Annotated in this window: 23 protein-coding genes, 1 tRNA gene, 1 pseudogene and 1 riboswitch; of the genes and pseudogenes, 18 read left to right on the forward strand and 7 right to left on the reverse strand. The window is 67.1% G+C overall.

Annotated features, from left to right (window positions below; translation table 11 throughout):
* Window positions 1–164: 164 nt before the first annotated feature.
* Window positions 165–548: a hypothetical protein gene (locus tag BLV15_RS15010; RefSeq protein WP_090229905.1), complete on the reverse strand. Its 384-nt coding sequence runs from the start codon at window positions 546–548 to the stop codon at window positions 165–167.
* 334 nt (window positions 549–882) lie between these two features.
* Window positions 883–993, forward strand: a riboswitch (guanidine-I (ykkC/yxkD leader).
* A 218-nt stretch (window positions 994–1211) separates the two neighbouring features.
* On the opposite strand from BLV15_RS15010, the gene BLV15_RS15015 reads away from it, so the two are divergent.
* The 10 genes and pseudogenes from BLV15_RS15015 to BLV15_RS15055 all read left to right on the forward strand — a co-directional run bounded on the left by BLV15_RS15015 (window position 1212) and on the right by BLV15_RS15055 (window position 12957).
* Window positions 1212–2027, forward strand: coding sequence for an ABC transporter permease (locus BLV15_RS15015; RefSeq protein WP_090229906.1), 816 nt, complete (start codon window positions 1212–1214; stop codon window positions 2025–2027).
* Window positions 2024–2809, forward strand: a complete 786-nt coding sequence (locus BLV15_RS15020) for an ABC transporter ATP-binding protein (protein ID WP_090229908.1) — start codon at window positions 2024–2026, stop codon at window positions 2807–2809. The genes BLV15_RS15015 and BLV15_RS15020 overlap by 4 nt, the downstream gene beginning before the upstream one ends.
* Before the next feature lie 5 nt (window positions 2810–2814).
* Window positions 2815–3543, forward strand: a complete 729-nt coding sequence (locus BLV15_RS15025) for an urea amidolyase associated protein UAAP1 (RefSeq protein ID WP_090229911.1) — start codon at window positions 2815–2817, stop codon at window positions 3541–3543.
* 11 nt (window positions 3544–3554) lie between these two features.
* On the forward strand, window positions 3555–4187 hold the full coding sequence (locus BLV15_RS15030) for an urea amidolyase associated protein UAAP2 (protein ID WP_090229913.1): 633 nt from the start codon (window positions 3555–3557) through the stop codon (window positions 4185–4187).
* Between the two features lie 226 nt (window positions 4188–4413).
* The gene (gene uca, locus BLV15_RS15035; protein WP_090229916.1) at window positions 4414–8013 is read left to right on the forward strand and encodes an urea carboxylase; all 3600 of its coding nucleotides are present in this window, start codon (window positions 4414–4416) and stop codon (window positions 8011–8013) included.
* Between the two features lie 129 nt (window positions 8014–8142).
* Window positions 8143–9942 carry an allophanate hydrolase gene (gene atzF / locus BLV15_RS15040; protein WP_090229918.1) on the forward strand — a complete coding sequence of 600 codons (1800 nt, stop codon included), beginning with the start codon at window positions 8143–8145 and terminating at the stop codon, window positions 9940–9942.
* Window positions 9943–10029: 87 nt separating this feature from the next.
* On the forward strand, window positions 10030–10263 hold the full coding sequence (locus tag BLV15_RS15045) for a cysteine-rich CWC family protein (protein ID WP_090229921.1): 234 nt from the start codon (window positions 10030–10032) through the stop codon (window positions 10261–10263).
* 3 nt (window positions 10264–10266) lie between these two features.
* Window positions 10267–10947, forward strand: a pseudogene (locus BLV15_RS15050) (pseudouridine synthase); the annotation flags it as partial.
* Window positions 10948–11383: 436 nt separating this feature from the next.
* Entirely contained in the window at window positions 11384–11590 is a 207-nt protein-coding gene (locus BLV15_RS21890; RefSeq protein ID WP_139210729.1) for a hypothetical protein, read from the forward strand.
* Window positions 11587–12957, forward strand: a complete 1371-nt coding sequence (locus BLV15_RS15055; RefSeq protein ID WP_090229925.1) for an oligosaccharide flippase family protein — start codon at window positions 11587–11589, stop codon at window positions 12955–12957. The genes BLV15_RS21890 and BLV15_RS15055 overlap by 4 nt, the downstream gene beginning before the upstream one ends.
* Before the next feature lie 13 nt (window positions 12958–12970).
* Here the strand turns inward: BLV15_RS15055 and mnmH are convergent, their stop codons facing one another.
* Together mnmH and selD are read right to left on the reverse strand one after the other, a co-directional pair.
* Window positions 12971–14077: a tRNA 2-selenouridine(34) synthase MnmH gene (gene mnmH / locus BLV15_RS15060; protein WP_090229928.1), complete on the reverse strand. Its 1107-nt coding sequence runs from the start codon at window positions 14075–14077 to the stop codon at window positions 12971–12973.
* A complete protein-coding gene (gene selD / locus BLV15_RS15065; protein ID WP_090229930.1) occupies window positions 14077–15111 on the reverse strand; it encodes a selenide, water dikinase SelD in 1035 nt (344 codons plus the stop codon). The genes mnmH and selD overlap by 1 nt, the downstream gene beginning before the upstream one ends.
* Window positions 15112–15482: 371 nt before the next feature.
* Here selD and BLV15_RS15070 point away from each other — a divergent pair, with 371 nt between their 5' ends.
* Genes BLV15_RS15070 through phnE form a run of 4 tightly spaced genes read left to right on the forward strand, consistent with a single transcriptional unit; the run spans window position 15483 to window position 18713 of the window.
* Window positions 15483–16334: a putative selenate ABC transporter substrate-binding protein gene (locus BLV15_RS15070; protein WP_090229933.1), complete on the forward strand. Its 852-nt coding sequence runs from the start codon at window positions 15483–15485 to the stop codon at window positions 16332–16334.
* Window positions 16331–17131: a phosphonate ABC transporter ATP-binding protein gene (locus BLV15_RS15075; RefSeq protein WP_090229936.1), complete on the forward strand. Its 801-nt coding sequence runs from the start codon at window positions 16331–16333 to the stop codon at window positions 17129–17131. Before BLV15_RS15070 ends, BLV15_RS15075 begins: the two co-directional genes overlap by 4 nt.
* Window positions 17125–17949, forward strand: coding sequence for a PhnE/PtxC family ABC transporter permease (locus BLV15_RS15080; protein WP_090229938.1), 825 nt, complete (start codon window positions 17125–17127; stop codon window positions 17947–17949). Before BLV15_RS15075 ends, BLV15_RS15080 begins: the two co-directional genes overlap by 7 nt.
* On the forward strand, window positions 17946–18713 hold the full coding sequence (gene phnE / locus BLV15_RS15085) for a phosphonate ABC transporter, permease protein PhnE (RefSeq protein ID WP_090229941.1): 768 nt from the start codon (window positions 17946–17948) through the stop codon (window positions 18711–18713). Before BLV15_RS15080 ends, phnE begins: the two co-directional genes overlap by 4 nt.
* A 32-nt stretch (window positions 18714–18745) precedes the next feature.
* On the opposite strand, the gene BLV15_RS15090 is transcribed toward phnE, so the two are convergent.
* Complete coding sequence (locus BLV15_RS15090) at window positions 18746–18958, reverse strand: DUF3079 domain-containing protein (RefSeq protein ID WP_090229943.1); 213 nt, start codon at window positions 18956–18958, stop codon at window positions 18746–18748.
* Between the two features lie 419 nt (window positions 18959–19377).
* Here BLV15_RS15090 and BLV15_RS15095 point away from each other — a divergent pair, with 419 nt between their 5' ends.
* Window positions 19378–21324: a putative bifunctional diguanylate cyclase/phosphodiesterase gene (locus tag BLV15_RS15095; RefSeq protein WP_090229945.1), complete on the forward strand. Its 1947-nt coding sequence runs from the start codon at window positions 19378–19380 to the stop codon at window positions 21322–21324.
* Between the two features lie 110 nt (window positions 21325–21434).
* Here the strand turns inward: BLV15_RS15095 and BLV15_RS15100 are convergent.
* Window positions 21435–21508: transfer RNA gene (locus BLV15_RS15100), tRNA-Gly, on the reverse strand.
* Between the two features lie 313 nt (window positions 21509–21821).
* On the opposite strand from BLV15_RS15100, the gene BLV15_RS15105 reads away from it, so the two are divergent.
* From BLV15_RS15105 to BLV15_RS15115, 3 genes are read left to right on the forward strand one after another with little or no spacing between them, the layout of a single operon-like run.
* Window positions 21822–22358 (forward strand): winged helix-turn-helix transcriptional regulator, encoded by a 537-nt coding sequence (locus tag BLV15_RS15105; protein ID WP_090229947.1) that lies wholly within the window; start codon window positions 21822–21824, stop codon window positions 22356–22358.
* Window positions 22355–23485, forward strand: a complete 1131-nt coding sequence (locus tag BLV15_RS15110) for an HlyD family secretion protein (protein ID WP_090229950.1) — start codon at window positions 22355–22357, stop codon at window positions 23483–23485. The genes BLV15_RS15105 and BLV15_RS15110 overlap by 4 nt, the downstream gene beginning before the upstream one ends.
* Window positions 23482–25068: a DHA2 family efflux MFS transporter permease subunit gene (locus tag BLV15_RS15115; RefSeq protein ID WP_175534370.1), complete on the forward strand. Its 1587-nt coding sequence runs from the start codon at window positions 23482–23484 to the stop codon at window positions 25066–25068. The genes BLV15_RS15110 and BLV15_RS15115 overlap by 4 nt, the downstream gene beginning before the upstream one ends.
* A gap of 24 nt (window positions 25069–25092) precedes the next feature.
* Here BLV15_RS15115 and BLV15_RS15120 read toward each other — a convergent pair whose 3' ends face one another.
* A complete protein-coding gene (locus BLV15_RS15120; RefSeq protein WP_090229954.1) occupies window positions 25093–25329 on the reverse strand; it encodes a DUF1127 domain-containing protein in 237 nt (78 codons plus the stop codon).
* 36 nt (window positions 25330–25365) lie between these two features.
* On the reverse strand, window positions 25366–25977 hold the full coding sequence (locus BLV15_RS15125) for a glutathione S-transferase (protein WP_090229957.1): 612 nt from the start codon (window positions 25975–25977) through the stop codon (window positions 25366–25368).
* Between the last annotated feature and the right edge of the window lie 71 nt (window positions 25978–26048).

Raw genomic sequence — 26048 nt, forward strand, 5'->3', positions numbered from 1 at the left:
CTGGCTCGCCAAGCGACCGATGGCCGCTGAGCGAACGCCTTCATGGGGGAGGAATGGTGCGGGCTGGCGGGTGAAAAGACAATGGCACTCTGAAATCACAGCGAGCGCTGCTCACCGCGGCAGGCAGGCGCCGCCGCTGCGCCCGCGACTTGGCCAAGCCGCCGTCAGCGGCGCGGCATGCCATGGATCGCCCCACCCTGCGGGCGCCCGTGCGGACGCGGCCCGCCGTAGCCAGGCGGACCGTAGTGACGCGGCGGCTGGTAATAGCGCGGCGGCGGTGGCGGCCGGCGGTAATCGTGACGCGGCGGTGCCTGACGATAACGGTAATTATCGTTGCGGAAATCCTCGCGGTAGTAATAGCGGCCATCGTTCCAGCGACGCTCGATGGGAGTGGCCCGGTAGTACTCGTAGGAGTCGTAACGCTGCACGTTGTAGCCGCCGTAGCCACCGCCACTGTAGATACGCACGCCATCGGCGTCGGCATAGGGCGAGGCGCAGCCGACCAGCGAAAGACCAATCACGGCGAACAGCAATGCTTTGAGTGACATGGGCGGCCTCCTGCGACCGCTGGAGAACCTGCTCACGAACCACGGTGGTGGCATTCGCAGGCGGTTCTGGGAAAGCGTCGACGGACGTCGACACCCGGGATTCACTCCCTGCCAGCTTGGACAACGAATCGGCGATTTTGCTGTGTGACGGCGCAAAATCTTGATTTCCAGTTATGTCGCGCACCGTTAGGGAGCACGAATGGCAACCTGCCCTTTGCGTGGAAAGCCGGCGAAACGCCCAGCCCGTGCGGAACGCCCCCAGGTTGGCACGTCATTCGCTTTGACCTTGGCGTGCAGGAGCTGCCCAGGACACCGGGTACGGCACCACAATTTGCAAATAGCCGACTAGGGTTCCGGCTCGCCACCTTCGGGTGCGACGAGTGTCTGGTCCGAGAGTTGGCGACCTCCAGTCGAGGTTACACGGCGGGATAAAAGCCCGGGAGAACGCGCGCCCCTCAACGCTTGGGGGACAGATCGCGCAGCTCCTGCCCGCCCCGAAACGAACTGGAGGTTACATGCACGATCCCCGCTCAATCGCCTTCCTCGTTGCCCGGCACCCGGGCGCCACGGCTCACCTCGCGCTGCGTTCCGCCACCCACGGCGGCAGGCGCTGATGCACGCGCCTGCCCGACGACGCCCCGCTTCCCGCACGAGGACACGCCCATGCGCCTGATCAACCGCTACCCGGATCGGCCCAGCCGGCTGCTCCTGGTGCTCATGCCGTTCGCCCTGGTGTTGCTGGTGTACTTCATCGGCTCGGCGGACAGGCTCGCGGAAAACCCCAACGACAAGCTGCTGCCCAGCGCCGCGCAGATGGTCGATGCCGTCCACCGGCTGGCTTTCGAAGCGGACAAGCGCTCCGGCGACTACCTGTTCTGGGGCGATACCCTGTCCAGCCTGCAACGCCTTGGCATGGGCCTGGGCATCGCCGCGCTGGTCGGCCTGTGCCTGGGCATCGCCGCCGGTAGCCTGCCGCTGTTCGGCGCACCGCTGTCGCCACTGATCGGCGTGCTGTCGATGGTGCCGCCGTTGGCGATCCTGCCGATCCTGTTCATCGTCTTCGGCCTCGGCGAACTATCCAAGGTGATGCTGATCGTGATCGGCGTCGCCCCGGTGCTGGCCCGGGACCTCGAACAGCGCGCCCGCGAGATCCCCAGCGAGCTGCTGGTCAAGGCTCAGACGCTGGGCGCCACCACCTGGACGCTGATCCTCCGGGTGATCCTGCCGCAGTTGCTGCCGCGCCTGCTGATCGCCCTGCGCCTGGCGCTCGGCTCGGCCTGGCTGTTCCTCATCGCCGCCGAGGCGATCGCCTCCACCGATGGCCTCGGCTACCGGATATTCCTGGTGCGCCGCTACCTGGCGATGGACGTGATCCTCCCCTACGTCGCCTGGATCACCCTGCTCGCCTGGCTGATGGACCTCGGCCTCAAGCACCTCACCCGCCTGGCCTTTCCCTGGTACGAAGGGGGCCGGGCATGATCGAAGTACGCAATCTGTGGAAGCAGTACGGCGACCAGACCGTGCTCGAACGCATCAACCTGACCATCAAGGAAGGCGAGTTCTGCTCGCTGGTCGGCGCCTCCGGCTGCGGAAAGTCGACCTTCCTGCGCATGCTGCTCGGCCAGGAACGGCCCTCGCGTGGCGAAATCCTCCTCGACGGCAAACCCCTGGCGGATGAGCCGGACAGCAGCCGCGGCGTGGTTTTCCAGCGCTACTCGGTGTTCCCGCACCTGTCGGTGCTGGACAACGTCGCCCTCGGCCTGGAACTGCCGCGCGCGCCCCTGCTCGGCCGCCTGCTCGGCAGTGCCAAGGCCGAAGCCCGCGAACAGGCGCGACAGCTGTTGCAGCGCGTCGGCCTCGGGCATGCGCTGGAGAAGTACCCGGCGCAGCTCTCCGGCGGCATGCAGCAGCGTCTGGCGATCGCCCAGGCGCTGATCATGAAACCGCGCGTGCTGCTCCTCGACGAACCTTTCGGCGCGCTCGATCCGGGCATCCGCAAGGACATGCACGCGCTGTTGCGCGAGCTTTGGCAGGAAACCCGGCTGACCGTGTTCATGGTCACCCACGACCTCAACGAAGGCTTCAGCCTGGCCAGCCGCGTGCTGGTCTTCGACAAGCTGCGCGTCGATCCGCACGAACCGGGCGCCTATGGCGCACGCATCACCTACAACATCCCGCTCAGCCGCCGCCGCGAACCGGTGTCGCTGGCTGCAGTGGTCACGTCGCCCGGCGCTTCAGCCGCGGCCCTGATCCCGAGGTAATCGCCATGACTTCGAGCTTGCCCCTGCGCCCCGCCCTCTACCAGGAAACCGTTCCGGGCGGCGGCCATACCTCCTTCGTGCTCAAGCGCGGCCAACTGCTGCGCATCACCGATCTCGAAGGCGGCGCCAACGTCAGCCTGATGCTGCTAAACGCCACCGAGAAGAGCGAACGGCTGAACCTGCCGGACACCCTCAAGTGCCAGCACACCGCCAAACTGACCACCGGTCACTGCCTGTATTCGGACATGGGCCGCGTGCTGGCGGCGATCACCGCCGACACCTGCGGCTGGCACGACAGCTTCGGCGGCCTGCTCAACGCCGCCGAGGTGAAGGAGAAGTACGGCGAGGGCCGCTATCAGGAACTGCGCAACGGCTTCTTCCGCAACGGCGTGGACAACCTGCTGGTGGAAATGGGCAAGTGGAACCTCGGCCTGGCCGACCTGCTGATGGTGCTCAACCTGTTCAGCAAGGTCAGCGTCGATGCCGAGGGCTACTTCCATTTCGAGGCGGAGAACTCCAAGGCCGGCGACTACATCGAGCTGTACGCGCCGATGGACTGCCTGGTGGTGCTCACCGCCCTGCAGCACCCGATGGACCCGAACCCCGAGTACGCGCCCAAGCCGGTCCAGCTGAGCTGGAGCCAGGTCGCCAGCGATGGCATCAGCGTGCTCTGCCGCACGTCGCGCCCGGAAAACGGCCGCGGCTTCCACAACACCGAACGTCTGTACCTCTGAGGGCTGCCGCCATGTCCCTGACCACCAGCGAAAAACATTCCGACGCCGCCACCCGCACCTACATCCCGGCGGGCGAACCGAGCCTGACTGAGCTGAAAGCCGGGCAGACCCTGCGCATCCACGACCTGGAGGGCAACCAGGCGGTCGACACGCTGTTCTTCAGCGCGCGCAACCCGCGCGAGCGCTACGACGCCCAGCGCACCCTGCGCAAACAGAACCGCGTCTACCTCACCACCGGCACGGTGCTCTGGTCCAACCTCGGCAACCCGATGCTGACCATCGTCGCCGACACCTGCGGTCGCCACGACACCCTCGGCGGCGCCTGTGCGCAGGAGAGCAACACCGTGCGCTACGCCCTCGACAAGCGCTACATGCACAGCTGCCGCGACAACTTCCTGCGCGCCAGCCTGCACGACGGCCGCCTGAGCAAGCCGGACATCGCGCCGAACATCAACTTCTTCATGAACGTCCCGGTGACCCCGGAAGGCGGGCTGACCTTCGAGGACGGCATCTCCGCACCGGGCAAATACGTCGAACTGCGCGCCGAGATGGACGTGATCGTGCTGATCTCCAACTGCCCGCAGCTGAACAACCCGTGCAACGGCTGGAACCCCACGGCGGCCGAGCTGCTGGTCTGGGAGTGACGCAACGTCCCGAAAGGGCAACCGGAGGATGGGTTGAGCCCGCGACACCCATCGCTTTCCAACGCCGGTCCCGATGGGTATCGCTTCGCCCGACCCAGCCTGCGAACACGCAACGCCCTCACCGTCCAGAAGGGATGAGGAAATACAGAGATACCACCCACCACGGACGACCGTGGTGTCAACCGAATAGCGGCGGGACGCCCCGCCCCTTCATGGGGAACACCTCATGTTCAGCACGCTGCTGATCGCCAACCGCGGCGCGATTGCCTGCCGCATCCTGCGAACCCTGCGCACGCTGCAGGTGCGCGGCGTCGCCGTGTACTCGGAAGCCGACGCCGCCAGCCTGCACATCAGCCAGGCCGACGAAGCCTTCAGCCTCGGTGAAGGCCCCGCGGCCGGCACCTACCTGGACGTCGCCAAGCTGCTCGACATCGCTAAACGCAGCGGCGCCCAGGCGATCCATCCCGGCTACGGTTTCCTCTCCGAAAACGCGGCGTTCGCCGAAGCCTGCGAGGCCGCCGGCATCGCCTTCGTCGGTCCGACGCCCGAACAGCTGCGCGTGTTCGGCCTCAAGCACACCGCCCGCGCGCTGGCCAGGCAGCACGGCGTGCCGATGCTGGAAGGCACCGAGCTGCTGGAAAACCTCGACGCCGCGCTCAGCGCCGGCGAACAGGTCGGCTACCCGGTGATGCTGAAAAGCACCGCCGGCGGTGGCGGCATCGGCATGCGCGTGTGCCGCTCGGCGCAGGAGCTGGCCGATGCGTTCGACGCGGTCAAGCGCCTCGGGCAGAACAACTTCAGCGACTCGGGCGTATTCATCGAGAAATACATCCAGCGCGCCCGCCATCTGGAAGTCCAGGTGTTCGGCGACGGCCAGGGCGAAGTCATCGCCCTCGGCGTGCGCGACTGCTCGGTGCAGCGGCGCAACCAGAAGGTGCTGGAGGAAACCCCGGCACCGAACCTGCCGGCCGGCATGGCCGACGCGCTGTGCGCGGCAGCGATCAAGCTGGCCAAGGCGGTCAGCTACCGCAGCGCCGGCACCGTGGAGTTCGTCTACGACAGCGAGGCCGAGCGCTTCTACTTCCTCGAGGTGAACACCCGCCTGCAGGTCGAGCACGGCGTCACCGAACAGGTCTGGGGCGTCGACCTGGTGCGCTGGATGATCGAGCTGGCGGCCGGCGACCTGGCGCCGCTGAGTGAACTGACGGAGCACCTGAAACCCAGCGGCCACGCCATCCAGGCACGCCTGTATGCCGAAGATCCGGGCCGCGACTTCCAGCCCAGCCCCGGCCTGCTCACCGCCGTGGACTTCCCCGAGACCGACGGCAAGGCCCTGCGCATCGACACCTGGGTCGAGGCCGGCTGCGAGATTCCGCCCTACTTCGACCCGATGATCGCCAAGCTCATCGCCTGGGCACCGACCCGCGAGGCCGCCCGCGCCGGGCTCGACCGGGCGCTGGCCGACACGCTGCTGTACGGCGTGGAATCCAACCGCGGCTACCTGCGGCAGATCATCGAAGACGCGCCCTTCGCCAGCGGCTCGCCCTGGACCCGCTGCCTGGAAAACCTGGTCTACCGGGCCAACACCTTCGAGGTGCTCTCCGCCGGCACCCAGACCACCGTGCAGGACTTCCCCGGTCGCCTCGGCTACTGGGCGGTCGGCGTGCCTCCGTCGGGGCCGATGGACGACCGCGCGCTGCGCCTGGGCAATCGCCTGCTGGGCAACGACGAAGGCGCCGCCGGCCTGGAAATCACCATGAGCGGTCCGCTGCTGCGCTTCAACACCGATGCGGTGGTGGCGGTGACCGGCGCGGAAATTCCGCTGAGCGTGGATGGCGTCGAACGCCCAATGAACACCGCGCTGCTGATCGAGGCCGGCAGCACGCTGAGCCTCGGCACCCTCGCCGGCAGCGGCGCGCGCGCGTACCTGACCCTGCGTGGCGGTCTGCAGGTGCCGGAATACCTGGGCAGTAAAAGCACCTTCACCCTCGGCCAGTTCGGCGGCCACGCGGGCCGCGCCCTGCGCGCCGGCGACGTACTGCACCTTCCGGCCCTGAGCGACGCCAGCAACGGCGCGCAACTGCCTGCCGAGCTGTGCCCCGCCTTGCCCGCCGTGCGCGAAATCCGCGTGATCTACGGCCCGCATGGCGCGCCGGAATACTTCACTCCGGCCTACATCGACACCTTCCTCGCCACCCATTGGGAAGTGCACTTCAACTCCAGCCGCACCGGCGTGCGCCTGATCGGCCCGAAACCGGAATGGGTGCGCGACAGCGGCGGCGAAGCCGGCCTGCACCCGTCGAACATCCACGACAACCCCTATGCCATCGGCGCGGTGGACTTCACCGGCGACATGCCGGTAATCCTCGGCCCGGACGGCCCGAGCCTGGGCGGCTTCGTCTGCCCGGTGACCATCATCGAAGCGGACCTGTGGCAGCTAGGCCAGCTCAAGGCCGGCGACAAGCTGCGCTTCGTGCCGGTGAACATCGAGACCGCCCGCACGCTGGCCAAGGCACGCAAAGCAGAAGTGGCCGGACTGGAAGCGGTCGCGGTGAACTGGCAGCCAATCCCGCTGGAGCCGCCGGTGATCCTCGACATCGGCAGCCAGGACAAGCGCCTGGTCGCCCGCCTCTCCGGCGACACCCACCTGCTGCTGGAAATCGGCCAGCCGGAACTGGACCTGGTGCTGCGCTTCCGCGGCCATGCGCTGATGCAGGCGCTGGAAGCCAAGAGCCTGAAGGGCGTAGTCGACCTTACCCCCGGCATCCGCTCGCTGCAGGTGCACTACCAGCCGGAAACCCTGTCGCTGGCCAACCTGCTGGCGGTGGTGATCGGCGAGTGGGACGCGGTGTGCAACACCCGCGACCTCAAGGTGCCGTCGCGCATCGTCCACCTGCCGCTGTCCTGGGACGATCCGGCCTGCCAGCTGGCCATCGACAAGTACATGACCACGGTGCGCAAGGACGCGCCCTGGTGCCCGAGCAACCTGGAGTTCATCCGCCGCATCAACGACCTGCCCAACCTGGATGAGGTCTACAAGACCGTCTTCGACGCCAGCTACCTGGTGATGGGCCTGGGCGACGTCTACCTCGGCGCGCCGGTGGCCACGCCGCTGGACCCGCGCCACCGCCTGGTCACCACCAAGTACAACCCGGCGCGCACCTGGACCGCGGAGAACTCGGTGGGCATCGGCGGCGCCTACCTGTGCGTGTACGGCATGGAAGGCCCCGGCGGTTACCAGTTCGTCGGCCGCACCCTGCAGATGTGGAACCGCTACCGCGAAGTCGGCGCATTCCACGGCAAACCCTGGCTGCTGCGCTTCTTTGACCAGATCCGCTTCTACCCGGTGGGCGCCGAAGAGCTGCTGCAGATCCGCCGCGATTTCCCGCTCGGGCGCTTCGACCTGCGCATCGAGGACAGCGAGCTGGCCCTGGCCGATTACCAGGGATTCCTCAACGAGGAAGCCGAGGGCATCGACGCCTTCCGCACCCAGCAACGCGCCGCCTTCGACGCCGAACGCCAGCGCTGGATCGCCTCCGGCCAGGCCCATTACGAAAGCGAGGAAGTGGTCGCCGAGCTGGGCGACGACGCCCCGCTCGCGGCCGGCCTGCACAGCATCGACAGCCACATCGCCGGCAATCTCTGGCAGGTGCAGGTCGAGGAAGGCAGTGCGGTGAAAGCCGGCGACGTGCTGGTGATCCTCGAGTCGATGAAGATGGAAATCCCGCTCACCGCCCCACGCGATGGCGTGGTCCGCGAAGTCCGCGTGCAACCCGGCTCGCCGGTACGCGCCGGGCAGCGCGTGGTGGTGCTCGAAGAGGCCTGAAACCGATTTGGGAGGCGGCTGGGGCCACACCCTCCGCCCCGAAACTCACAGACGCGCGGCGCCGTAGGGTGCGCCGCGCGCACCAACCGAACCTGCGGTGCGCACGGCGCACCCTACGAGGGAACTGCGATGACCCATGAATTCGACCTGCGCCTCGGCGCCCTGAAAACCGCCTATGCCGAAGGCCGCCTGAACCCACGCCAGTTGATCCTCGCCCTGCGCGAAAAAGCCGCCGCGCTGAACCCGGAATTCAACCTGTTCATCCACCTGCTCAGCGTGGAAGAGCTGGAACCCTACCTCGCCGCACTGGACGGCAAGGCCGCCGACAGCCTGCCGCTGTTCGGCGTGCCCTTCGCGCTGAAGGACAACATCGACCTGGCCGGCATTCCCACCACCGCCGCCTGCCCGGCCTTCGCCTACACGGCGGAGCGCTCGGCGACGCTGGTCGAGCAACTGATCGCCCTCGGCGCGGTGCCGATCGGCAAGACCAACCTCGACCAGTTCGCCACCGGCCTCAACGGCACCCGCTCGCCCTACGGCGAATGCCGCAACAGCGTGCACCCGGACTACCCGTCGGGCGGCTCCAGCGCCGGCTCCTCGCTGGCCGTGGCGCTGGGCGTGGCGAGTTTCTCGCTGGGCACCGACACCGCCGGCTCCGGCCGCGTGCCGGCGGCGCTGAACAACCTGGTCGGGCTGAAGGCGACCAAGGGCCTGGTGTCCACCGCCGGCGTGGTACCGGCCTGCCGCACCCTGGACGTGGTCAGCTTCTTCACCGCCAGCGCCCGCGAAGCCAGCCAGCTGCTCGCCCTGACCGCCGCCCTCGACCCGCGCGACGCCTACAGCCGCGCCAACCCGCTGTGGAACGACGGCAGCGCCTTCGGCAAGCCACGTCCGTTCCGCTTCGGGGTGCCGACCCAGCTGGAGTTCCTCGGCTGCACGGAAAGCCCGGCCCTGTTCGCCGAGGCCGTCGCCAGCCTGAAAGCCCTCGGCGGCACCCCTGTGCCGCTGGACTTCGCGCCCTTCCTCGAGGCCGCGCGCCTGCTCTACGAAGGCCCGTGGGTCGCCGAGCGCTACAGCGTCGCCGGCGAGCTGATGGAGAATGACCCGGAAGCCGTGCTGCCGGTGATCCGCGCGGTGCTGGCCAAGGCGCCGGGCACCACGGCTGTCGAGGCGTTCCGCGCGCAGTACCGTCTGCAGGAACTCAAGGCGATCTGCGACAAGGCGTTCGAGGGTCTGGATTGCGTGCTGACGCCAAGCATTCCACGCCCGGTAACGCTGGCCGAACTGCACGCCGAACCGGTCGCGCGCAACTCCGACCTCGGCTACTACACCAACTTCATGAACCTGCTGGACTACGCCGCCGTCGCCGTGCCGAGCGCCTTCATGGCCAACGGTCTGCCGTGGGGCGTGACGCTGTTCGGCCGCGCCTTCACCGACCAGTACCTGCTCGGCATCGCCGACGCACTGCAGGGCGAACGCAACCTGCCGCTGGTGGGTGGATGGGCGCTGGACGCCGTCGCCTCGGCCACGCCGTCGCGCAACGACAGGGCCCGCGTGGTGGTCTGCGGTGCGCACCTGGACGGCCTGCCGCTGAACTGGCAGCTGCGCAAGCGTGGCGGGCGGTTGCTGCAGACCACACACAGCTCGCCTGACTACCAGCTCCATGCGCTGGCCGGCGGCCCGCCGTTCCGCCCGGGCATGGTGCGGGTCGCCGAGGGCGGCGTGGCCATCGAAGTGGAAGTCTGGGAGCTGTCGAGCGCCGAGCTGGGCTCCTTCCTCACCGGCATCCCCGCGCCACTCGGCCTGGGCAAGGTGCAACTGGCCGATGGCAGCTGGGAAACCGGTTTCATCTGCGAGCCCTACGGCCTGCAAGGCGCCACCGACATCACCTCGTTCGGCGGCTGGCGCGCCTACATGAAGAGCCGCTGACCCCGGCGCGACCGCGCGCCGCCCGGCGCGTGACGCCCCGGCGGCGCCACGCTAGCATGGCGGCGCGTTCAACCAGGCCCGCCGTCCATGCCGCTGCCCACCGATTCCGGCGCTCGCGCCGCATCCTCCGTCGATCCCGCTCGCTGCCCGTTGTGCGGGCAAGCCAACCGCTGCGCGCAGAGCGACCCGGCGACCCGCAAGCTGCCCTGCTGGTGCTTCTCCACGCCGGTTTCGCCAGGCACCCTCGCGCGCCTGCCGGAAGAGGCACGCGACAAGGCCTGCCTGTGCCCGAACTGCGCCACGCTCGACGAGCCGGGCTGACGCGTGCGCCTGGATCGTTTTATCGCCAACCTGCCGCAGCTCAACCGTCAGCAGACCCAGCGCCTGCTGGTGGAACGGCGCGTGCGGGTCGACGGCGAGCCGGTTACCGATGGCCGTCACGAGGTGCGTGTGTTCAGTCGCATCGAGCTGGACGATGAACTGCTGCAGGCCGGCAAGCCGGCGCGCTACTTCATGCTGCACAAGCCGGCCGGCTGGGTCAGCGCCACCGAGCATGACGAACATCCCACGGTCCTCGACCTGCTGAACGAGCCGGACAAGCACGAGCTGCACCTGGCCGGGCGCCTCGACCTGAACACCACCGGGCTGCTGCTGATCACCAACGACGGCCAGTGGTCGAGACGACTGACCCAGCCGCAGACGCACCTGCCCAAGGTCTACCGTGTCGAGACCGGCGAGCCGATCCTGGAGGAATACATCGAGGCCTTCGCCCGCGGCCTGTATTTCCGCTTCGAGGACCTCACCACCCGCCCCGCCCGACTGCGGATTCTCGACAGCCACCATGCGCTGCTGACGCTGGTCGAGGGGCGCTACCACCAGGTCAAGCGCATGTTCGGCCACTTCCAGAACCCGGTGCTGCGCCTGCACCGGCAGAGCATCGGGCCGCTGCAGCTGGACCCGGCGCTCGCCGAAGGCGCCTACCGCGCACTGCGCGCGGATGAACTGGAGGCGCTGCAACGCGCGGTGGCAGACGCCTCGTCGGCCGACGGCCTGGCGGATGGCATCGAACCGGACTAGTCGCCTGACGCGAGGCGCCCAGCCGCGGGCAAGCCACCACGGCCCTCAGCAGATCCCAGCCTGAAAGGCGCGACCAGGCCACACAGGCCGCTTTTCGCGCACGGCCGGGACGCGCGCCAACGCCCCACAGGCCGCCAACCACGGTGCCTGCAGCCGCCCGTCCGAGCCGATAGGTGGCAGTTGGCCGTTACCGGGAAACGGCGCATGCTCTGGCACGCAGCTGTCCCGGTTCGCGGCACGTCCGGCCTTTTCTGGCGGGAACCCCGAACGCCATCTGCGTCTCCGATCCAGACGTAACTGAATGCCTCGTCAGCCCGTGCTCCCGCCAGCAACGGGCCGTTCGTGGTGCAGGGGGTGGATGGCCATGGATTTTCTCTCGATCCGCAACACCACTGGCTCCCCTACTACTATTCCTCACGTCCGGGCGATCACCGGGACGAGCCACTGGCATATTTTCAAAACCGCCGAACGTTATTGCGAGAAAACGGGTCAATTTCCGTCGCGGGACACGGGTGTTACGCACGACACGCAGTCCGAGGATAAAAATGCACAAAGGATGGGGCTGGTATGAAGAAGTCTGATAGCGAGATCGCCAAGATCGCGTTCGTTTTCGTGCCCATGGTCCTGCAACCGCTGCTGAACTTCCTCTTCCTGATCCTCGTGGCCAAGCATTCTTCGCTGGAGGAATACGGCTCGCTGGCGCTGAGCATGGTGCTGGTGTCGGTGGTGGTCGGCTTCTCGGATTTCGGCCTGCGCGATTACCTGCTGAGCAAGGGCGCCATCGCCAAGGGCCTTTCCAGCGGCGAGAACCTGTTCCTCCCGGCGACCGTGGGCTACCTGATTCTGGTCATGGCCACGATGTTCTACCTGGGCCAGGTCGGCGGCACCAACGCGTCCTACTACCTGCTGATCTGCTTCCTGCCCGAGGCGCTGGCCTTTGCCGTCCTGCAGCGCTGCCTGTTCTTTCACTACCAGCGCCAGGACCGGCTGGTGCGTTTCTCGTCGCTTGACTCGCTCTTCAAATCGCTGCCCTTCGCGGTGAAGATCGGCGTCTTCCTGCTCACCGGCAACCTGATCCTTTCCGTGGCGCTCGGCGCAAGCGTGGCGATGGTGGCCTACCTGGCCTGGTTCTACCTGCGCTGCATCCGTGAGCCGGGTTTCTTCGCCGCCAATACCCAGGTCTTCGCGACGCTGGGAAAGATGCTGACGCTGTGGCGCTCCTGGCTGCCGTTCACCATTTCCTTCTTCGCCTTCTTCCTCTACTTCGGCGCGGACCGGATTCTCATCGAGGCCCTCCTCGACTCCGAGCACCTGGCGATCTACGCCGCCGCCACCTCGTTCATCGCCATCGGCCAGATCGCCGTCACCGCCTTCTGGTCGCTGTACATGCCGCGCATCTCCCGCGGCTACAACGAACTCGGCCAGCGCAAGTTCATCGTGCTCGCCTTCGGCCTGTCGCTGGCCATGTTCGCCGCGTACCAGATCTTCGCCCTGTTCCTGTTCCACCTGTTCTATCCGAACACCTACGCCGGCGCCTCGCTGATCCTCAAGATCATGGCCTGCTTCTTCATTTTCCGGCTGGTCAACGTGGTGTTCGAGATGTACTGGGTGGCCAAGGAGCGCTACGCGATCTTCGTCAAGATGCGGGTGTTCTGCGGGCTGCTCAGCGTCGGCCTGAACTGGATCTTCATCCCGGTGTTCGGGCTGATCGCTCCCGCGGTCATCGTGGTCCTCTGCGAACTGACGCTGACGCTGTTCATTCTCGTTGCCGAGTACCGCTGGAAAGCCCTGCCCGTGGCCGAATTCCAGGAAACGCCCGTGGAGATCCTTCCGGCCGCCATACCGCTCGAGGTCAACGCCGAATCGCCGCCGGGCGCGATCGCCAGCAACACCTTCGTCGAGCAGACGGTGCTGGGCTCCGGCAGGCCCGGCGCCTGACCAGCCCCGCCGCTCAGCGACGGCTGCGCAGCGCGCGTTCGCGCAGGTAGTCCACCAGTTCGTCCTGCTTGCCGGCGAATTCGATGCGCTCGGCCTTGCTCTCGCGCTGGAAGGCGTACATCGGATCGTAGTACTCGCGCAGAAGCCCCTCGATCCAACCGCGGTGCAGGTCCACCGCGCCGCTGCGGCGCTGCTCGTCGAGCGCCGCCTGCATGATCGCCAGCAAGCGCTGGTAGCGCTCACCGCCGAGGCGCTTGTGGATGTTGCCCAGGCTCTCCAGCAGCCGTGCGGCATACTGCTCGAAGCCGGCTTCGCCCTGAAGGTCGACGAATTCGGCGCACAGATCGACCACGTAATCGCGCAGGATGCGCTCCACCCGGTCGTCGAACGCATCCTCCAGCCAGACCAGCGGGAACCCCTGCATGCCCTGGTACAGCTCCAGCGGAAGCGCGCAGCGACCGATCATCCGCCCCTCGTCCTCGACCACGAACTGCTCGATGCCGGCGGCGCGCTTCTTCAGTACGTCGACGGCCAGGCGGTTCTCGAAATCGATGTTCGACGGCTGCCCGGTGGCGCGCTTGCCGAAACTGGAGCCGCGATGGTTCGCGTGGCCCTCGAGGTCGAGGCTGTTGTCCAGCCGGGCGATGACGTCGGTCTTGCCGGTTCCGGTCAGCCCGCCGACGACGACGAACGCGCACCGCTCCAGCGCCTCGCGGGTGGTTTCGAGGAGAAAGGTACGCATCGCCTTGTAGCCGCCGACCACCCGCGGATAGGCGATGCCCGCCTCGCTCTCCAGCCACTGCTGGACGATCTGCGAGCGCAAGCCTCCGCGGAAACAGTACAGGTAGCCCTGCGGGTTGGCCTGGGCGAACGCCGCCCAGCGAGCGATGCGCTCGGCCTTGGTGGCGCCGGAAACCAGCTGGTGACCCAGTTCGATGGCGGCCTGCTGGCCGTGCTGCTTGTAGCAGGTGCCGACGCGCTGGCGCTCGACATCGGTCATCAGCGGCAGGTTGACGGCGCCGGGGAAGGCACCCTTGTCGAACTCGACCGGTGCGCGGGCGTCCATCATCGGCAGGTCGTTGAGGAAGATTTCGCGGTAGTCGGCGCTGTTGTCTCGCATCAGCAGACCTCGACCGCGTAACGCTGTCGCTCGACCAGCTCACCGATCGGCGCCAGGTCCAGCCCGAGCTCGGCGGCAACGGCGAGGAACTCCGCTTCGCCCTCGACGCTCACCGCCACCAGCAGGCCGCCGCTGGTCTGCGGGTCGCAGAGCAGGTGCTGCTGCTCCTCGCTGAGCGCGCCGATGCGCTCGCCGTAGCTCTCGTAATTGCGCAGGGTACCGCCGGGCACGCAGCCTTCGGCGAGGTAGTGCTCGACGCCAGGCAGTCGCGGGACCCGGGCGTACTCCAGGCGCGCGCTGAGCCCGCTGCCATCGGCCATCTCCACCAAGTGGCCGAGCAGGCCGAAGCCGGTGACGTCGGTCATCGCGGTGACTCCGGCCAGCTTGCCAAAGCGGCTGCCGGGCTTGTTCAGCGTGCACATCCAGTCCCGCGCCAGGCCGACGTCCTCGGCACGCAGCCTGGCCTTCTTCTCGGCGGTGGTGAGGATGCCGATGCCCAGCGGCTTGGTCAGGTAGAGGCGGCTGCCGACGCGGGCGGTGTCGTTGCGCTTCATGTGGCGCTTGTCCACCACGCCGGTGACGGCGAGGCCGAAGATCGGCTCGGGCGCATCGATGGAGTGCCCGCCGGCCAGCGGAATTCCGGCGGCGTCGCACACCGCGCGGCCGCCGCGGATCACCTCGCGCGCCACTTCCGCGGGCAGCAGGTTGACCGGCCAGCCGAGGATGGCGATGGCCATCAGCGGATCGCCGCCCATGGCGTAGATGTCGCTGATGGCATTGGTCGCGGCGATGCGGCCGAAGTCGAACGGATCGTCGACGATCGGCATGAAGAAGTCGGTGGTGGAAACCACGCCGCGCTCGTCGTCCAGCGCGTAGACCGCCGCGTCGTCGCGCGAGGCGTTGCCGACCCAGAGCTTCGGGTCGAGGTTCTGCGCGCCGCTGCCGGCGAGGATCACTTCCAGGACCTTGGGGGAAATCTTGCAGCCGCAGCCGGCGCCGTGGCTGTACTGGGTCAGACGAATAGGCTCGCTCATCGGGGTACCTCGGGACTGTGGCGGCGGATTCTAGCAAAGCGGGCCGCGCCTGCCCGCGTCGCTCCATCGGTTCACGCCTGCGGCCTGGAGGCGGATGCACGCGGACAGGGACAACGCTCGCGACCCGGTGCCGCCATGGCGCCACGGCGAAACCGTGAATCCATGGAGGACACCAAGCGCTGGAGTTCGAACGCTTGCAGTCGGCGCCCCGTCGCGCGGACAACGGCTCGCGACGACCATCCGTCGAGCGAAACTGCAGACAATCGCTGGCAGTCACAGTCATCCTTCTTATAATCGCCGCCACCGCGATCCGCCGCGAAGCATGCGGCGGCATCTCTTTCCTTTTTCCGCCATTGAACCGGAGAACTCCCATGCTCAAGCGATCCCTCGCGCTCGCCGCCGGCTTTGCCCTGTCCCTGACCGCCACCCTCGCCAGCGCCGCCGACGTGCTGCGCGTCAGCGCGATTCCGGACGAAGCCCCCACCGAACTGCTGCGCAAGTTCAAGCCGCTGGGCGAATACCTGGAGAAGCAGATCGGCATGAAGGTCGAGTTCGTCCCGGTCGCCGACTATCCGGCGGTGGTCGAAGCGCTCGCCACCGATCGCCTGGACATGGCCTGGCTCGGCGGCTTCACCTTCGTGCAGGTGCACCTGAAAGCCAAGGACGCCATTCCGCTGGTGCAACGCGAGCAGGATGCGCAGTTCACCAGCAAATTCATCAGCGCCGATCCAGCGGTGAAATCCCTCGCCGATCTCAAGGGCAAGACCTTCGCCTTCGGCTCGATCTCTTCCACCTCCGGCAGCCTGATGCCGCGCTACTTCATGCTGCAGGACGGCATCAAGCCGGAAACCTACTTCAGCCGCGTGGCCTACTCCGGAGCGCATGACGCCACCGCCGCCTGGGTCCAGGCCGGCAAGGTCGACGCTGGCGTGCTCAACGCCAGCGTCTGGCAGAAGCTGGTGGACAGCGGCAAGGTCGACATCGGCAAGGTGCACGTCTTCGCCACCACGCCCAGCTATTACGACTACAACTGGACCGTGCGCGGCAGCCTCGACCCGGCCATCACCGCCAAGCTGAAGGCCGCGTTCCTCGCCCTCGACCCGGCCGTCCCGGAGCAGAAAGCCATCCTCGACCTGCAGGCGGCCAGCCGCTTCATCGAAACCAGCCCGGAAAACTACAAGGGCATCGAGGAAGCCGCGCGCGCCGCCGACCTGCTGAAATGACCCTGCGCCTCACCCAGGCCGGCCTGCAGCATCGCGACGGCAGCCACGCCCTGCGTGGCGTGGACCTGAGCATCGAAGCCGGCGAACGGGTCGCCATCATCGGCCCGTCCGGTGCCGGCAAGTCGAGCCTGCTGAACCTGCTGGGCACCGCCAGGCCGCCCAGTTCGGGGCGGCTCGAGGTGCTCGGCCGGCAGCCCTGGCAACTGTCCGGACGCCAGCGGCAGAAGCTGCGCACACACATCGGCCTGATCCATCAAGCGCCGCCGCTGCCACCGCGCCAGCGCGTGGTCACCGCGGTGCTGGCCGGCAAGCTCGGCCAGTGGGGCTTGGCCAAAAGCCTGCTCAACCTGCTCTATCCGCTGGACATTCCCGGCGCCCGCGGGCAACTGGCGAAGCTGGATCTGGCGGACAAACTGTTCGCCCAGTGCCAGCAACTGTCCGGCGGCCAGCTACAGCGGGTCGGCATCGCCCGCGTGCTGTACCAGGCGCCGGAGTTGCTGCTGGCCGACGAGCCGGTGTCGGCGATGGACCCGGTGCTGGCCGACCACACGCTCTCGGTGCTCTGCCGACATGCCGGCGAGCATGGCGTGACGCTGGTCGCCAGCCTGCATACGGTGGAACTGGCGCTGGCGCACTTCCCCCGGGTGATCGGCCTGCGCGAAGGCCGAATCGTCTTCGACCGCCCCGCCGCAGAGGTCGACCGAGGGTTGCTCGACGCCCTCTACGCCAACGAGCAGTTGCTCCCGCCGGCCCCGCCGCACATCGGGGCCACGGCCGTACAGATTCCCCGATGCTGAAGACTGCCGAACGCGACCCGGCCGCCCTGCCGCGCCTGCTGATCGCGCTGCTGGCCATTGTCCTGCTGTGGCCGGGCGTGCGCCTGAGCGAACTGGACCTCGGGGTATTCCTGCAGTCCGGCAGCAGCGAGGTCGGCCGCTTCCTAGCCGGTTTCTGGCCGCCGGCGAGGGACGCCGAGTTTCTGCAGATCCTGCTCGACGCCACCCTGCAGACCCTGGCCATCGCCACCGCAGGGATGACCCTGGCGCTGCTCATCGCGTTGCCCGCCAGCCTGATCGCCAGCCGCGCGCTGTCGCTGTCCGCCGCAGTGCGAGGCGGCCAGCCGCTGTGGTGGGCGCAGTTGCTGCGCTGGCCGGTGCGCGGCCTGCTGATCTTCCTGCGCAGCGTGCCGGAGATCGTCTGGGCGCTGCTGTTCGTGCGCGCCGTCGGCCTCGGCCCCACGGCCGGCGTTCTGGCCATCGCCATCACCTACAGCGGCATGCTCGGCAAGGTCTATGCGGAAATCTTCGAGTCGGTGGACCAGCGCCCGGCCCACGCCCTGATGCAGGCTGGCAGCGGTCGGCTGGCGGCCTTCCTCTATGGCGTACTGCCGAATGCCGCGGCGGAAATGCTCTCCTACAGCGTCTACCGCTGGGAGTGCGCGATCCGCGCCTCGGTGGTGATGGGCTTCGTCGGCGCCGGCGGCCTCGGCCAGCAGATCGATCTCTCGCTGCGCATGTTCGCCGGCAGCGAAGTCGCCAGCATCCTGCTGACCTTCTTCGTCCTGGTGCTGCTGGCCGACCTGCTCAGCCGCCTGTTGCGCGGGAGGCTGGGATGAAGCGTCTGCTGGACGCCGGCCTGCTGCTGGCATTGCTGGCGGCAGTGATTGCCGCGTTCGCCTACCTACGCATCGATCTCGGCGCCCTGACCGGCAGCGAGAACCTCGGCCACATGGGCGACTACGCCAGGCGCTTCCTCAGCCCGGACCTCAGCGCCGGGCACCTCGGGGCGATCGGCAAGGGCGCGTTGGAAACCCTGGCGATGTCGGCCGTGGGCACGCTGCTCTCGGCCGTCTTCGGCCTGCTGCTCGCGCTGCCCGCTTCCGGGCGTTTCGGCTGGGCCGCGGCGAACCCGGCGCGGCTGCTGCTGAACGCACTGCGGGCGATTCCGGAACTGGTCTGGGCGGCGCTGATGGTATTCGCCGCCGGCCTCGGGCCGAATGCCGGCACCCTCGCCCTCGCCCTGCACACCACCGGCGTACTCGGCCGGTTGTTCGCCGAAGCGCTGGAAAACACCCCGCAGGCGCCGGCCCAGGCGATCCGCCTGCAGGGCGGCGGCGCCGTGCTGGCGTTCGTCTACGGCACCTTGCCGATCCTCTGGCCGCAACTGCTCGCCTACAGCCTGTATCGCTGGGAAAACAACATCCGTATGGCCAGCGTGCTTGGCTTCGTCGGCGCCGGCGGCCTCGGGCAGATGCTCTACGTGCACCTGAGCCTGTTCCAGGAGGCCCAGGCCAGCAGCGTGATCATCGCCATGCTGGCGCTGGTGTTCGCCGTCGACGCCTTGAGCGGCTGGAGCCGTCAGCGCTGGGTCAAGGCCTGAGCGCGGGAGTGCTCGGGTTGGCGCGAATCCGCTCAGCGTTCTTCGCGCCGGGGCGCCAGCTCGTCGACCTGGAGGTCCAGCCCCCAGTCGCCGGAGGCATGCCAGTCCTCGCCGAAGAGCTCCGCCGGATGCTGGGTGCGGCTGGCGCCATTGCCGCAGTCCATCGCATCGGTCGCGCAGTAGCGGTCGCAGCCCCAGCAGATGCGCTCGGGATGCTTGGGGTTCAAGGGAAATTTCTTGGCCATTGGCGTGGTGTCTTGTTCTGTCGATTTCACGTTCGCAGAGGATGCGCCAATGGCTTTTCCAGGAGCTTGACCATGCTCAAGACGTCGGCCGAAGCCGCGACATTTTGCCCGCAGTGCGACCGACTGGAACCCTTGCTGCGTCATTCTGTCTGAGCCTCGGCTCCCCCTCATCCGCCGCCCCGTCAGGCCTGCCGATCCGCGAGAACGAAGCGACGGCGCGCCTGTCCACCGCTTAGCTACCTCGCCTCCGGAACCGCCGAACGACGGGGCCTGTGCTACGCTTGAAGTCACTCACCGGCCCCATTGCAATACAGGCCGGAGCGGCCAGAAACGGAGGTTGGGAAGCTGGATCGTTCATGACCAATGACCCGGACCGCAGACTGATCCGGCCCCCATTCAAGCGGCAGAGAAGCGCTGCAATGATAGGAAGAGTGAAGGGATTGTGGCTGACATTGATGTCTGTGCCCCGCGACAATCCTCGGCTGTTGAGGGCCCAGTACGTCGCCTTGTCCCGCCAGTTGCCGATGATGTATTTCATCCTTCTGGTGAATACCTGGGCGCTCGCCGTTACCCATCTCGATACGGCGCCCGGCTGGCTGACCCTCGCAATGCCGGCGTTGCTCACGATCATCAGTTTCTGGCGTGCGCAGATCTGGTGGCGCAACCGGAACGACCCGGTTTCCGAGGCCGACATTCTCGCCACGCTGACGCGCACCAATCAGTTGGCGCCGTTCATCGCCGCCGGATTCACCGCCTGGTCCCTGGCCCTCTATCCCTATGGCGATGCCTACGCCCAGGCGCATGTGGCGTTTTTCATGGGCATCACGGTGATCGTCTGCATCTTTTGCCTGATGCACCTGCGCTCGGCGGCGCTGATCACCACGCTGGTGGTCGACGTGGCGTTCGTGGTGTTTTTCGCCTCCACTCATAACCCGACGTTCATCGCGACGTCCATCAACATCCTGCTGGTATCGTCGGCGATGCTCATCGTCCTGCAGAACAACTACCGCGATTTCACCAGCCTGGTGAACGCACAGGCGAAAACCGAGCAGTTGAGCAACGAGAACCTTCGCCTGGCCAATCTGGACAGCCTCACCGGCCTGCCGAACCGGCGCCAATTCTTCACCACCCTCGACAACGCGACGTCCGAGGCCTTGAAAAGTCGCAAACGCCTGGCAGTGGGCATTCTCGATCTGGATGGCTTCAAGCCGGTCAACGACCTGTACGGCCACAGCGTCGGGGACAAGGTGCTGACGCTGGTCGCCGAACGCCTGCTGGAACTGTCCAGCCCGACCGTGCACGTGGCGCGGCTGGGCGGCGACGAGTTCGCGCTGGTGATGAAGGACGACCTCAGCGACGAATCGCTGCAGGCCCTCGGCCGCAAGGCCTGCGGCCTGCTGCGCACCGAGTTCATGCTCGCCGACGTGCCCATCCACATCGGAGCGACCCTGGGCATCGCCACGTTTCCCGGCTCGGCCTCCGACACCACGCAGCTCTATGAGTACGCCGATTACGCGCTGTACCAGGGCAAGCGCAGCAATCCGGGTACCGTCTGCCTGTTCTCCGCCAGCCACCACGAACAACTGCATCGCGACGCCATGACCGAGCAGGCGTTGCGTCGCGCCGACATGGAGGATGAGTTCTACGTCCTGTTCCAGCCGATCCTCAACAGCCACAGCCATGAGACCGTGGCATTCGAGGCGCTGGCCCGATGGAACAGCCCCGAGCTGGGTCAGGTCGCGCCCGGCGTGTTCATACCCGTGGCCGAACACACGGGCCTGATCAGCCGGCTGACGCCTCCGCTGCTCGGCAAGGCGCTCCGCGAAGCCCACGCCTGGCCGGAGGGCATACGCCTTTCCTTCAATCTCTCCGCGATCGACTGTGGGTCACATGAAAGCGTCCAGCAGATCATCGCACTGATCCGGGACAGCGGATTCGACCCCGCCCGCCTGGACCTGGAGATCACCGAAACCGCCATCGTCCAGGACATGGCGCAGATGCAGCGCGCGATCATCCAGTTTCGCCAACTGGGCTGCGGCATCTCGCTGGACGACTTCGGCACCGGCTATTCCAGCCTCAGCCAGCTGCACGCGCTGTCCCTCACCAAGCTGAAGATCGACCGCAGCTTCGTCGCCGGCATCCAGCACAATCCGGCGACCTTCAAGATCGTCAAATCGCTGGTGGGCCTGACCCACGACATGGATATGGAGTGCGTCATCGAAGGCGTCGAAACCCGTGAGGAGCTGGCCGCCCTCACCAGCCTGGGATGCACCCAGGTGCAGGGCTACCTGTTCAGCCGCCCCATCCCCGCAGCCGAGACGCTGGCCTGGCTGGGACAGGCCCGTGTGGAACGGCTATCGAGCTAGGCCCACGAATCCCCGCAAGCAATCGCCAGAGCCTTCCCGCCCCGCAACCCACCAAAAGCCAGCCTCCAGAAACGACAAAGCCCCGAAAACGGGGCCTGGCAAAGCGATTCTGGAGCGGGCGAAGGGAATCGAACCCTCGTCATGAGCTTGGGAAGCTCAGGTAATGCCATTATACGACGCCCGCTGAGGGCGCTCTTTTTACCAGAAAGTGTTTGGGAATTGAAGCGCGTTCGGAAGTTGGACAGCCAAAGGCCGCGGCTGGCCGTGGGGCGCGTCGTCAGTCTCGTGGAGGTTCGCTGCCGGCAACGGCAGCGCCTGCGAACCTTCATAAACCGTTGATCTTCCGTGAAATAGCCGCGCATCCAGGGCAGACGCCGGCATTTTCGCGTGATTCGCATGAAACCCGCTTCGACGAAAAACCTGCAGGAGTCACTTGCAGAGTGAAATTCACCCATTTAGATTATGACTGTAATTCTAAAGCCCTAGGATCGTTCGCGATGAAGAAAACCCGCTTCCAGAGCACGCAATGTCCCGTCGCGAGGAGCCTCGATCATGTCGGTGAGTGGTGGAGCATCCTCATCCTGCGCGATGCCTTCTACGGGCTGAGCCGCTTCGACGATTTCCGCAAAAGCCTCGGCATCGCACCGAACATGCTCACCCGGCGGCTCAACGGGCTGGTCGAGAGCGGGTTGCTGGAGCGCCGCATCTACAGTGAAAAACCGCTGCGCCACGATTACCTGCTGACCGACCGTGGCCGTGACTTCCGGCCGGTGCTGCTGACGCTGATGGACTGGGGCAACAGGCATTTCGCCAAGGGCGGCGCCAGCGTGTTGCTTGCCGACAAGGCCAGCGAGCAGCCCGTGCGATTGCAGCTGATCGACGCCCATAGCGGCGCGCCCATCAGCCGTGAGCGGCACGTGGTGCGCCCAGGCCCGGCGGCGGACGAAGCCCTGCATCGGCGGCTGGACAGCGGCCGGCGGCGGCGCGCCGAACGTGATGCCCAACTGCCCGCCACCTCGGTGACCCTGCCATGACTTCACTGAGCGGCATCGAGCCCGCCACCCAGGCCACCACGCTGAAACCTGCGCGCGGCAAGCCGTTCAAGCGCGTCGTCGCGCTACTGCTGCTGATCGCCCTGTTGGTCGCCGCGGCGCTCTATGCGCTGCACTGGTGGCAGGTCGGTCGTTTCATCGAGCACACCGACGATGCCTACATCGGTGGCGACGTGACGGTGATCGGGCCGAAGGTTGCCGGCTACATCACGCAACTGGCGGTGACCGACAACCAGCCGGTGCGCGCCGGCGACCTGCTGGTGAAGATCGATGATCGCGATTACCGCGCTCGCCTCGACCGCGCCGAGGGTGCGGTGGCGGCCGAGCAGGCGCTGCTGGCCAACCTGGATGCCACCTTGAATCTGCAGCAGGCGCTGATCACCCAGGCCCGTGCGGATATCGAATCCGCCAGCGCCGAGCAGAACCGCGCGCGCAACGACAACCGGCGCTACGTTTCGCTGGTCAGCAAGAACGCCGTTTCGGTGGAGAACGCGCAGCGCGTGGAAGCCACCTACAAGACCGCCCAGGCGAACCAGGCCAAGGCACAGGCCGGGCTGCTCGCCGCCCAGCGCCAGCTGGATGTGATCGCCACGCAGAAGCAACAGGCCCGCGCCGCGCTGATGCAGGCGAACGCGGAACGCGAGATGGCGCAGCTGGACCTGAGCTACACCGAACTGCGCGCGCCGGTGGACGGGGTGATCGGCAACCGCCGTGCGCGGGTCGGCGCCTATGCCGCTGCCGGTACGCAACTGCTGGTGGTGGTGCCGGCGAGCGGGCTCTGGGTGGATGCCAATTTCAAGGAAGACCAGCTTGCCGAGATGCGCCCCGGCCAACCGGTGAGCGTGCGTGCCGACGTACTACCCGGCCGCGAGTTCCACGGCCACCTGGACAGCCTGGCGCCGGCGACCGGCGCGCAGTTCAGCGTGCTGCCTCCGGAGAACGCCACCGGCAACTTCACCAAGATCGTCCAGCGCGTCCCGGTGCGGGTGATCCTCGATCCGGCCGACGGCCTGCTCGGCCAGTTGCGGCCAGGGCTTTCGGTGACCGCCTCGGTGGACACCAGGGCGCAGGCCGAAGCCGCCTCCGCGCCGCTGGCCAGCGTGCCGTGAGCGCTGCCGCCGGCGCCCCGGCATTCGATGCCGCCAGCATGCCCACCGCCCAGAAGGTATTCGCCTTCGCCGCCATGTGTGTGGGCATGTTCATCGCGCTGCTGGATATCCAGATCGTCTCCGCCTCGTTGCGCGACATCGGCGGCGGGCTCTCCGCCGGCGCCGACGAGACCGCCTGGGTACAGACCAGCTACCTGATCGCCGAGATCGTGGTGATCCCGCTGTCCGGCTGGCTGTCGCGGGTGTTCTCCACGCGCTGGCTGTTCTGTGCCTCGGCGATCGGCTTCACCCTGACCAGCCTGCTCTGTGGCCTGGCCTGGAACATCCAGAGCATGATCGCCTTCCGCGCGCTGCAGGGTTTCCTCGGCGGCTCGATGATCCCGATGGTGTTCACCTCGGCGTTCATCTTCTTCAGCGGCAAGCAGAAGGTCATCGCCGCCTCCACCATCGGTGCCATCGCGTCGCTGGCGCCGACCCTGGGGCCGGTGATCGGCGGCTGGATCACCGAGGTTTCGTCCTGGCACTGGCTGTTCTACATCAATCTGGTGCCGGGCATCTTCGTCGCCGTCGCGGTGCCGATGCTGGTGCGCATCGACAAGCCGGACCTGTCGCTGCTCAGGGGCGCCGATTACGCCAGCATGGCGTTCATGGCGATCTTCCTCGGCTGCCTGGAATACACCCTGGAAGAAGGCCCACGCTGGAACTGGTTCAGCGACAGCACCATCGTCGCCACCGCGTGGATTTCCGCCATCGCCGCACTGGCCTTCGTCAGCCGCAGCCTGATCGTCTCCAACCCGATCGTCGACCTGCGCGCACTGAAGGAGCGCAACTTCGCCCTCGGCTGTTTCTTTTCCTTCGTCACCGGCATCGGCCTCTTCGCCACCATCTACCTGACACCGCTGTTCCTCGGTCGAGTGCGCGGCTACAGCGCGCTGGACATCGGCCTCGCGGTGTTTTCCACCGGCGTGTTCCAGGTGATGTCGATCCCGCTCTACGCATTCCTCGCCAACCGCATCGATCTGCGCTGGATACTGATGGCCGGCCTGGCGCTGTTCGCCGTATCGATGTGGGATTTCTCGCCGCTCACCCATGACTGGGGCGCCCGGGAACTGCTGCTGCCGCAGGCCCTGCGCGGCATGGCCCAGCAACTGGCGGTGCCGCCGGCGGTCACCCTGACCCTCGGCGCGCTGGCTCCGGCGCGCCTCAAGCACGCCTCCGGCTTGTTCAACCTGATGCGCAACCTCGGCGGCGCGATTGGCATCGCCGCCTGCGCCACCCTGCTAAACGACCGCACCAACCTGCACTTCACCCGCCTGGCCGAACACCTCAACAGCAGCAACGAGGCGCTGAACCGCTGGCTCGACCAGGTCGGCGGCACCTTCGCCAGCCTTGGCCAGAGCGGCATCGAAGGCAGCACCGCCGCCTTGCGCCAGCTCTGGCTGCTGACCTACCGCGAGGCGCAGACGCAGACCTTTTCGGATGCCTTCCTGACCATCATGTGCTGCTTCATCGTCGCCACCGCGCTGGTGCCGCTGATGCACAAGATCGTGCCACCGGCCGCGCCGCCGGCGGATGCGCACTGAGCAGGAGCGCTGGCGCGCCGCCACTCAGCCACGCGGCTGGTCGTCCCAGAACGGGCGGTTGAATTCCTGCTCGACGTCCACCCGGGTCAGGCCGATGTCCTTGAGCGTCGCGTCGCTGAGGCTCGCCAGGTGACGGCGCTGCGCCGCCAGGCGCTGCCAGCGCGCCAGCAGGGCAAGCAGCCGGCGCCAGTACGGGGGGCGCGATGCCGGGGATAGCTGCCCGCGCATCACCAGCGCATAGCCCTTCTGTTGTTTTTTCATCGCAACCTCCTTCCGCGCAGGCGGGGTTTCGGGCGGCTAACGCGCCGGTGTTTCGAGGAATATCGCCAGGCGCTCGGCTTCGCTGGCGAAGGCGTCGAGCGCGGGATAGGCGCGGGTATCGAGCGCATCGCCGAGCATCATGCGAGTGAAGCTCCAGACGACGGCGACGGTGATGCCGTCCTGGCCGATCGTCTCGCCACCCTGCAGTGGCCGCTGCACCAGTTCGGCCTCCAGCTCGGCGTAGGCCGCGAGCAGTTGGCCGTTGACCCGTTCCAGCCAGGGAGCGTGCTGTTTCTCCACCGGGCGCAGGTTCCGCTCATAGACGATCTGCACGGTCTTCTCCGCCGCGGCGAGCGCCAGGCCGATCACCCTCAACGCGCGCAACCGGTCTGGGAGTGCGGAAGGCATCAGGCTGTGGCCCGGCCCGGCGAGGGCCTCCAGGTAGTCGATGATCAGCGTGGAATCCATCAGCGATTCGCCGCCGTCGCAGACCAGCGTCGGCGCCTTCACCACGGGGTTGATCCGGCGAAAACGCTCGAAGGTGCTGAACACCGAGAGCGGCTCGTGCTCGAAGGCAATGCCCAGCCGCCGGAGGGAAATGGCGACCCGGCGGACGTAGGGCGAATCCAGCATACCTATTAGTTTCATTAACGAATTCCTTTGAGTGTGGATAGCGCCAAGCTGTTTCCCTGGGCGCCATATGGCGGCTCCATGGCAGT

Origin of the sequence: Pseudomonas kuykendallii (assembly GCF_900106975.1) — a bacterium.
In the GTDB taxonomy this organism is placed as follows: Bacteria; Pseudomonadota; Gammaproteobacteria; order Pseudomonadales; family Pseudomonadaceae; genus Pseudomonas_O; species Pseudomonas_O kuykendallii.

What these genes read in the sequence shown, in the direction of transcription:
- uca (WP_090229916.1), top strand. Translation starts at nt 4,414, where the DNA reads ATGTTCAGCACGCTGCTGATCGCCAACCGCGGCGCGATTGCCTGCCGC.
- BLV15_RS15055 (WP_090229925.1), top strand. Translation starts at nt 11,587, where the DNA reads ATGAAGAAGTCTGATAGCGAGATCGCCAAGATCGCGTTCGTTTTCGTG.
- BLV15_RS15090 (WP_090229943.1), bottom strand. Translation starts at nt 18,958, where the DNA reads ATGGCCAAGAAATTTCCCTTGAACCCCAAGCATCCCGAGCGCATCTGC.
- BLV15_RS15015 (WP_090229906.1), top strand. Translation starts at nt 1,212, where the DNA reads ATGCGCCTGATCAACCGCTACCCGGATCGGCCCAGCCGGCTGCTCCTG.
- mnmH (WP_090229928.1), bottom strand. Translation starts at nt 14,077, where the DNA reads ATGCGAGACAACAGCGCCGACTACCGCGAAATCTTCCTCAACGACCTG.
- phnE (WP_090229941.1), top strand. Translation starts at nt 17,946, where the DNA reads ATGAAGCGTCTGCTGGACGCCGGCCTGCTGCTGGCATTGCTGGCGGCA.
- BLV15_RS15025 (WP_090229911.1), top strand. Translation starts at nt 2,815, where the DNA reads ATGACTTCGAGCTTGCCCCTGCGCCCCGCCCTCTACCAGGAAACCGTT.
- BLV15_RS15095 (WP_090229945.1), top strand. Translation starts at nt 19,378, where the DNA reads ATGATAGGAAGAGTGAAGGGATTGTGGCTGACATTGATGTCTGTGCCC.
- BLV15_RS15020 (WP_090229908.1), top strand. Translation starts at nt 2,024, where the DNA reads ATGATCGAAGTACGCAATCTGTGGAAGCAGTACGGCGACCAGACCGTG.
- BLV15_RS15125 (WP_090229957.1), bottom strand. Translation starts at nt 25,977, where the DNA reads ATGAAACTAATAGGTATGCTGGATTCGCCCTACGTCCGCCGGGTCGCC.
- BLV15_RS21890 (WP_139210729.1), top strand. Translation starts at nt 11,384, where the DNA reads ATGGATTTTCTCTCGATCCGCAACACCACTGGCTCCCCTACTACTATT.
- BLV15_RS15010 (WP_090229905.1), bottom strand. Translation starts at nt 548, where the DNA reads ATGTCACTCAAAGCATTGCTGTTCGCCGTGATTGGTCTTTCGCTGGTC.
- BLV15_RS15075 (WP_090229936.1), top strand. Translation starts at nt 16,331, where the DNA reads ATGACCCTGCGCCTCACCCAGGCCGGCCTGCAGCATCGCGACGGCAGC.
- atzF (WP_090229918.1), top strand. Translation starts at nt 8,143, where the DNA reads ATGACCCATGAATTCGACCTGCGCCTCGGCGCCCTGAAAACCGCCTAT.
- BLV15_RS15070 (WP_090229933.1), top strand. Translation starts at nt 15,483, where the DNA reads ATGCTCAAGCGATCCCTCGCGCTCGCCGCCGGCTTTGCCCTGTCCCTG.
- BLV15_RS15080 (WP_090229938.1), top strand. Translation starts at nt 17,125, where the DNA reads ATGCTGAAGACTGCCGAACGCGACCCGGCCGCCCTGCCGCGCCTGCTG.
- BLV15_RS15030 (WP_090229913.1), top strand. Translation starts at nt 3,555, where the DNA reads ATGTCCCTGACCACCAGCGAAAAACATTCCGACGCCGCCACCCGCACC.
- BLV15_RS15045 (WP_090229921.1), top strand. Translation starts at nt 10,030, where the DNA reads ATGCCGCTGCCCACCGATTCCGGCGCTCGCGCCGCATCCTCCGTCGAT.
- BLV15_RS15105 (WP_090229947.1), top strand. Translation starts at nt 21,822, where the DNA reads ATGAAGAAAACCCGCTTCCAGAGCACGCAATGTCCCGTCGCGAGGAGC.
- selD (WP_090229930.1), bottom strand. Translation starts at nt 15,111, where the DNA reads ATGAGCGAGCCTATTCGTCTGACCCAGTACAGCCACGGCGCCGGCTGC.
- BLV15_RS15110 (WP_090229950.1), top strand. Translation starts at nt 22,355, where the DNA reads ATGACTTCACTGAGCGGCATCGAGCCCGCCACCCAGGCCACCACGCTG.
- BLV15_RS15120 (WP_090229954.1), bottom strand. Translation starts at nt 25,329, where the DNA reads ATGAAAAAACAACAGAAGGGCTATGCGCTGGTGATGCGCGGGCAGCTA.